This window comes from Nonomuraea sp. NPDC003754, assembly GCF_053605785.1.
Map to the genome: position 1 here is coordinate 107703 of NZ_JBSGJX010000031.1, position 6630 is coordinate 114332.

Genomic DNA, 6630 nt, shown 5'->3' on the forward strand with positions numbered 1-6630 from the left:
GTAACCTCAAATTTCTAGTTATCTCAAGTTCTCCGTAGTAACCAAACTATACATATCTGAATAGTCCGATACGCGAATTTCACATCCATATGTTCTCGTGGGGGACAAATACGCCCCTTAACCTCGCCGCGAGGCCGATAGATAGGGCAACACCCCACCAAGCTTCCGACCCGAGCGTCGGACAAGAAGTTTGCCCAGTCGTGAGAGGCGTCGTAGGGCATGCTCACCCAGGAAGGACGATAAGCGCGTAGGCGGGGCGGGCCGCGACCGGCCGAAGAGCCGCAGCGCGGCCAGCGACCGCCTACGCGCGGCGGGTCGCCGCAGGCGGCACGCCCTTGAAGACGTAGAGAAAGTTCTCATCCGCAGCCCGCAAGCTTCGATGATCTTGACTAGTTAGGGCTGTTCCCGCTGGATCCGGCTCACCACGGGCTGGGCATCCTCCAAGACCGGGGTTCGGGGACGACGCCGCACAGATAGGTGGACTCCTCCAGTAGCTGCGGCGTCAGCGTGATCCCGGTGAGGCGCTCGGCCAGGAGGAACGCCGGCCCGTCGTGGAGGTTGGGGAAGGAGGAATGGACGGAATCGATCCGTCCCATGGTCTCCACGAGCTCGTCCGGCACCTCCTCCATGTAGCCCTCCTGGGCGACGAAGCAGAACCGAAGCTCGCCGTTGTCGATCCAGTAGAAGTAGTCGAGGGCCTTGATCGTCATGAGGTAGTGGGAGACGAGGCGGGTGCCCGCCGACAGCGGCATGATCACCCCCTCGGCGATGCCGTTCCAGTCGGGCTCGATGACGAACGCCCAGTCGCCGATGGTCGTCACGCCGATGAACGCTCCGGGTCCGGAGAAATTAGAGAAGGCGGCATCGCCCAATTCGTCGTACGTCATGGGTGTGAAGCCCTCCGGGCGGCCGCCGCGCCGGATCACCACTTGCTCGGGCGTCAGGCCGCGGACGTAGGTGAAGCACCAATTGTCCGCCGCTTCGGTGAGCCAGGCGTAGTCGTCAGGAGTCGCGATCATGACGCGATGCTCGCAGCACCGACCGACACAACGGGCGCCGGTAGTTCACCGACGAGGGGATTGCTGACTGTTTCCGATGTCTAGCCTGGTACTCCGGCCCGGCGAGCGAGGACCGGCGATCTATCTGTTCATGAGCCGTCGGCAGGGCTAACGATCGATCCCTTGCCAGGCTTGGTCGTGATCAATCCTTGCTCTCGCAGGGCCTCCATCGCCTTGCGAACGGTGACCCGGGCGACGTCGAACTCCTCCTGAAGCTTCACTTCGGAGATCAACATCAAGGGCGGATAGGTGCCGTCCTTGATGCGCTCGGCGACAACCTTCGCTATCTGCTCCCACTTGTACAGCCTGAGGTCCCATTCGATCACGAGACGACTCTAGGTATGCCCCCACCTGCGAACATAGAACAGGAATTCCTAGGAAAGGTTGACCTACTGCCGGAGCATGACCTCCGTGACCTACGACCTCGGTGTGATCCGCAACGCCTTCCCGGCCTGGTCGGTCTTCCGCAGCGACGCGGGCACCTTCTACGCGACTCGACGAGGCGAGATGCTCACAGATCAGCAGATCGACTCGGGTCTTCAGCGGACAGTCTGCGCCGACGACAGGGAAGCCTTCGTCCGACTCCTTCAGGACCAAGAGAAGCTGCGGTAAGGCCGTGGGCGACCAGAGCGAACCCGGGGATGACCACCACACGCTCCACCTGGCACCGCTTCAGCGTGGGTATGAACGTCTGGCCTGGCAGCCGGCGGTCCCTCGCGTGGAGCGGGTGCGGATCAAAGAGCACACCTGCCCCAACCACGAGCACACGCCGGAAGTCCCGTGATCACCCTGAGCCAGGTGTTCGAGCTGGCCGACCGGATGGCCGACAAGCGCTTCCGCGCCATGATCCTTCTCGCCACCTTCGCGAGCCTGCGGTGGGGTGAGGTGACGGCGCTGCGACGACGGGACATCGACGTGAAGGCGCGAACGGTACGGGTCCGCGAACAGCTCCTCGAACTCGACGGCATCGGCATGCAGCTCGGTCCGGTGAAGGCCAAGGCGGGCCGCCGTACGGTCTCCATCCCGGCAGCGATCATCCCCGCTCTGGTGGACCACCTGGCCGCCCACGTCGGGCCTGAAGAGGATGCGTTCGTCTTCCTCGGCGCGAAGGGCGGCTTCCTGCGGGGCGGCAATTTCCGACGCGCGGCCAAGTGGGAAGAGGCGCTGAAGGAGATGGGTCTCACGGGGCTGCACTTCCATGACCTTCGGCACACGGGTAACACCCTCGCCGCACAGTCAGGCGCGAGCCTGGCCGACCTCAAGGCGCGGATGGGACACGACAGCGACCGGGCCGCGTTGATCTACCAGCACGCGACCAGGGACGCCGATCAGAGGATCACTGACGCGCTCAGCGCTCGGGTTCGGGCTGAGCAGAAGAAGGCCGGGAAGCCCCGCAAGAGGAAGATCAACGACGGCTAATGGCCCGTTAATGGCCCGAACGCCCCGCACCATGATCGGTGTCGGGGCGTTTGTACTGGTGGAGCCTAGGAGATTCGAACTCCTGACATCCTGCTTGCAAAGACGTAAGCCGATCATGATTGGTCTGCGTCTTTGCTGCTGGGGCCACTGATCGCGTTCCCCCTGAGTCCCTGCTGCTCCCCCTTGATCACCGCTCCATCGGGCATGCAACGGGCACGGTGGCTGATTCGGCGGGTACGGCCGGGACACTTGACCAGCGAGGAGGAGCCTCCGAAGGGTATTGGCGTCTCCGGAACCACCTCATTGGCAGCCCGCGCCGGCCTCCATCGCGGCACCTATCAGCGGTGAGGAGCGTCAGGTTGCAGCGCGAACGCGCGCACCTCCCCGCCCGATCGTCCCGTGTGCCGTCGTCCCGCCCGCCAGGGGAGCGGGCCAGGGGCCAGGGGTGAAGGTGGAGCCCCCTACTGGAGGAACGACCTTCACCCCTGGCCCCTGGTCTGCTCGGCTTGTCCGGGACGACGGCGGGCGGGACGATCGGGCTCACCTCAGCCCGCCGGAGGCATCTCGACTTCGCACTCGATGCCTTGCCCCACTCATCACATTCGGACAAATAGCAGATAAGGGAATTTAACGCCTCAGATTTATATTAGGTGGCCAAATTTCCATATTTAGGAAGTGCCTGGAAGAACTCTAGAAAATCTCTTAAGAACCACATATCCTTCGCTATGGCACGATCCAAAAGGGTCGTTCCAAACGGAGAGAAGCGAAGGGAGTCGACATGCCGGATATCGACCTCGGGGTGGCCACCGACTGGGATGAAGGTGACACTCACGGCCGAATCAAGCTGCGCCAGAACCAGATCTACCCGACCTCTCCGAAGAAGGACGTGCTCATAAGCTCACCGGTGAGCATCGAGCTTTCGGTGAACACAAACCTTTCCAGCTCTCAAGAGGCGGACAAGATTTACTTCACGACCCACCACGGGTCGCAGAAGAAGATCATCGCGATCCTGGACTCCAGCGGGAACCTCCACATCGCCGGCCAGGTGAAAACGGGCCAAACGAACATGACCTACGAAACGGGCATGTAGCGCCTCGTGGTGCGTGGGCACTGGTTCGTCGGCTGGCACAGCCCCGACCGGGTGACGGCCAGCACGGCCGATAGCGTCCGCCAGGACGACAAAATGCTCGCGGCCGGCAGCGACGCACCAGTGCCTGTGCGCGATATCCGATCGGGGTCGGCGGAGTTCCCATCGGCCCCGATCAGTAGAAGAAAATGACTACCTCTGCTCGGATAGGGCCCGCCGCCTCGAAGAGGTGTGTTGTGTCCATCGCAAGGTGTCGAGCAGTTGTTGACGCGGAAGGTGATTGCACTCCGAATGCTCATCCCCGCAAGATCTCGATGGATTTGCACCATCAGCGTCAAAGTCCATCGAAATGGTCAAGCTAATTGGGTGGCACACCCGCTTCTTTAGCCTTCTGAGAGAACTCCCGGGCTGCTCCTGCTGAAGTCGTCGAAATCGACGTCTCCGCTAGCCGCCGCTAGCCATTCGAAAGTTGTCGCTCAGCCCATCCGTTGCTATCTCGAAGGCGGCACAGTCGCATGCGGGAACGTTCATTGCGTTCACGCCTACCGTTAGCGCTTCGAAGCGATGTGCGGCCACGCTCGGCAGTGAGCTAATCACACCTGCGGTGAAGTCATGGGAACGCTTGCGTGCGCGGTCCGAGCCGCCGGCGGCCGGGACCGGCCCCCCAGGCCGCATGCCCGACCGGCGAGCGGGCGACGGGCCGCGAGGCGGCGCGGAGCGCCGCCCTTGATCCCAATGAGAACAATTCGGCAGTGATCCAACTCTCCACTCCGCGCGTCACAGAGACAGTGGTAGAACGCTGGGTGTGGAGGATCGTCGCGATCGACTGCGCGCATTGGGTGCGATGTTTCGGCAACTCCGCAAGAGCGCCGGGCTGACCGGTAAGGATCTTGCGGTGCTGGCGGGGGTGGCTCAGCCGACGATCTCTCGAATCGAGACTGGGCAACTGCTTCCCGTTCCGGAGACGGTAGAGCGCCTGACTGAGGCGTTGGCGCTGGATGAAGGCGCGCGTCGCCAACTGGATGAGCTCCTGGAACGCCTACGTGACCAGGTATCCCGGCTGAAAGGTGGCCTGGCTGGTCGTGAGGCGGCGAATGCTGCCCGACTGCGGTCAGCTCGGCATGTCCGGGTGTTCCAGTCGGCCGTGATCCCCTCGCTGCTGCAGACGTCGGAGTACGCCCGTCTGGCGCTTTCCCTTGAGCGTGATGTTGACATGGGGGATGCAGCCAAGGCTGCGGCTGTTCGGGTGGAGGCACAGAGCCTGCTGTTCGAGTCCGGGCGACAGTTCTCGTTCGTGCTCACCGAGGGGGCGGTGCGGACCTGGCTCGGGTCGCCCGCCATGATGCGAGGACAGCTCGATCGCCTGGCGCAGGTTTCCACGCTGCCGCACGTCAGCCTCGGCATCGTGCCATGGACAGTGGAGACGCCGGCCCTCCCCCTGCATGGGTTCACGCTCCTGGACGGCGACGCCGGAACCATCGACAGCTTCACCGGCGACCTCCCTCTGACCGTTCCAGCAGCGATCGAGGCCCACTCTGACGCCTTCGACCTGTTCGCCGCTGTGGCGCTGTACGGCAATGCGCTGCGAGAACTCTTGCGGCAGATCAGTACCGACTACGAGGAACTCGAAACCCGCTTCCCCATCTGACGTATTTATGCGTCGAATGCCTTGAGTCTGTTCCACTGCTGCTCATACGCTGATCGCATGGATGTATAGCCCCCTAGACATCGGAGACGTCCATGCCTTCCTGGCGCGTATCGCGCATGTTCCTCGGCTCCGCCATCTCAGTGCTCGAAGCTCGCCGCTTCGTCGCCGCCTTCCTCCCGACCTGGCCGAACCTGGATGACGCGATCCTCGTCGTGAGCGAGCTGGCGACCAATGCCGTACGGCACACCAACAGCGGCCGCCCCGGTGGCCGCTTCGTCGTCTCCCTCGAAATCGTCGACTCCACCCTCGGTCTGTCCGTACAGGATGAGGGTGGCCCTCGCACTCCGCGGCTGCTCCCGCTGTCCCCGACAGAGATGGGAGGGCGGGGACTGGCACTAGTCTCGGGCCTGTCCGTGAAGTGGGGTGTGGCCGGCGACGACCACGGCCGTACAGTCTGGGCCGTCCTGGAGGCATCACCCTTCGCCTTCGCGCGGTCCTGATGTGCTTCGCTCCACATCCGGCGCCGCTATGGCCGGACCACGAGAAGATTGACTGGGAAGAACCTCGCAAGGACGGACGGGTCCGCGTCGTCGAGTGGACCTGTGACTGTCGCAAGGTCGTCTACGAACTGCGCAGGTCGGGCGGTCTCTACTACCTCCACAGGGCGGTCCGAGGCGAGCGCCCGGCCGAGACTGGGCGAGTCATCTGGGTGGAAGCCCACAGGCTGTGGATATCCCTCTTGACCGGGCGAGCGCGTTGACGCGTGGCGTCCCCAAACGACGGTCAGCAATCCGCGCAGTAAGTCGAATTACCGGCGAAACGCTCAAATCCGTCTTGTCCAGGGGGATAGACGGCATTTCGTCTAGGGCCCTAGACTCGGCGGAGCACCACGGAAAGGGAACCACCGTGCCACCGAGTGACCTTGAGCGGATCGCCGCGATCGACGACCCGTACCTGCTGATCCGCCAGGCCACCGAGCGACTGAGCGCGGCGCAGCAGGAGGTCACCGAGTTGGCGCGGCTACGGCGCCGCGTGATCCAGGAACTGCATGCGCAGGGCATCTCCTATGCTCAGATCGCGCAGCAAGCCGGGCTGTCCCGGGGGCGGATTCATCAGATCAAGCACACAGGCCCCGCCCCCGAGGGCGCGTTCCTGGGCACCGGTACGGTCACCGTGGTCACTCCGCTCCGGCTCGACCCGGAGAAGAAGCGTCCCGTCCTGGCCCTCGACGACATGCGCTCGGGTCAGCGCCTGGAGGAACTGGCCAAGTCCTTCGGGCTGGCGGTCGAGACCGACAAGGTCACCATTGACGGCGTCATCGACCTCAACCGGCCGAACCTGATCGTCGTCTGTGGCCCCCGCATGTCCGAGGCGATGCACGCGGCCTACGACACCGACCCCGTCATTCGCTGGGAGCG

The 6630-nt window shown here is 63.6% G+C and carries 8 protein-coding genes; 6 read left to right on the forward strand and 2 right to left on the reverse strand.

The annotated features are described in order from the left end of the window. Positions 1-419: 419 nt before the first annotated feature. Both ACWEVS_RS31940 and ACWEVS_RS31945 read right to left on the reverse strand, forming a co-directional pair. Positions 420-1019 carry a DUF6461 domain-containing protein gene (locus tag ACWEVS_RS31940; RefSeq protein WP_452554425.1) on the reverse strand — a complete coding sequence of 200 codons (600 nt, stop codon included), beginning with the start codon at positions 1017-1019 and terminating at the stop codon, positions 420-422. Between the two features lie 128 nt (positions 1020-1147). Beyond that, the gene (locus tag ACWEVS_RS31945) at positions 1148-1384 is read right to left on the reverse strand and encodes a GntR family transcriptional regulator (protein WP_452554426.1); all 237 of its coding nucleotides are present in this window, start codon (positions 1382-1384) and stop codon (positions 1148-1150) included. Positions 1385-1469: 85 nt separating this feature from the next. Between ACWEVS_RS31945 and ACWEVS_RS31950 the strand changes: the two genes are divergently transcribed. The 6 genes from ACWEVS_RS31950 to ACWEVS_RS31975 form a co-directional block, all read left to right on the forward strand. Then, positions 1470-1670 carry a hypothetical protein gene (locus ACWEVS_RS31950; RefSeq protein WP_452554427.1) on the forward strand — a complete coding sequence of 67 codons (201 nt, stop codon included), beginning with the start codon at positions 1470-1472 and terminating at the stop codon, positions 1668-1670. A 168-nt stretch (positions 1671-1838) separates the two neighbouring features. Beyond that, positions 1839-2477: a tyrosine-type recombinase/integrase gene (locus ACWEVS_RS31955; protein ID WP_452554428.1), complete on the forward strand. Its 639-nt coding sequence runs from the start codon at positions 1839-1841 to the stop codon at positions 2475-2477. 778 nt (positions 2478-3255) lie between these two features. After that, positions 3256-3567: a DUF6342 family protein gene (locus tag ACWEVS_RS31960; RefSeq protein WP_354916853.1), complete on the forward strand. Its 312-nt coding sequence runs from the start codon at positions 3256-3258 to the stop codon at positions 3565-3567. A gap of 802 nt (positions 3568-4369) precedes the next feature. Then, entirely contained in the window at positions 4370-5212 is an 843-nt protein-coding gene (locus ACWEVS_RS31965) for a helix-turn-helix domain-containing protein (RefSeq protein ID WP_449916138.1), read from the forward strand. A 92-nt stretch (positions 5213-5304) separates the two neighbouring features. Next, positions 5305-5712, forward strand: coding sequence for an ATP-binding protein (locus ACWEVS_RS31970; protein WP_354916847.1), 408 nt, complete (start codon positions 5305-5307; stop codon positions 5710-5712). Between the two features lie 406 nt (positions 5713-6118). Beyond that, on the forward strand, positions 6119-6630 hold a 512-nt coding region (locus ACWEVS_RS31975; protein ID WP_452554429.1), incomplete at its 3' end, for a sigma factor-like helix-turn-helix DNA-binding protein.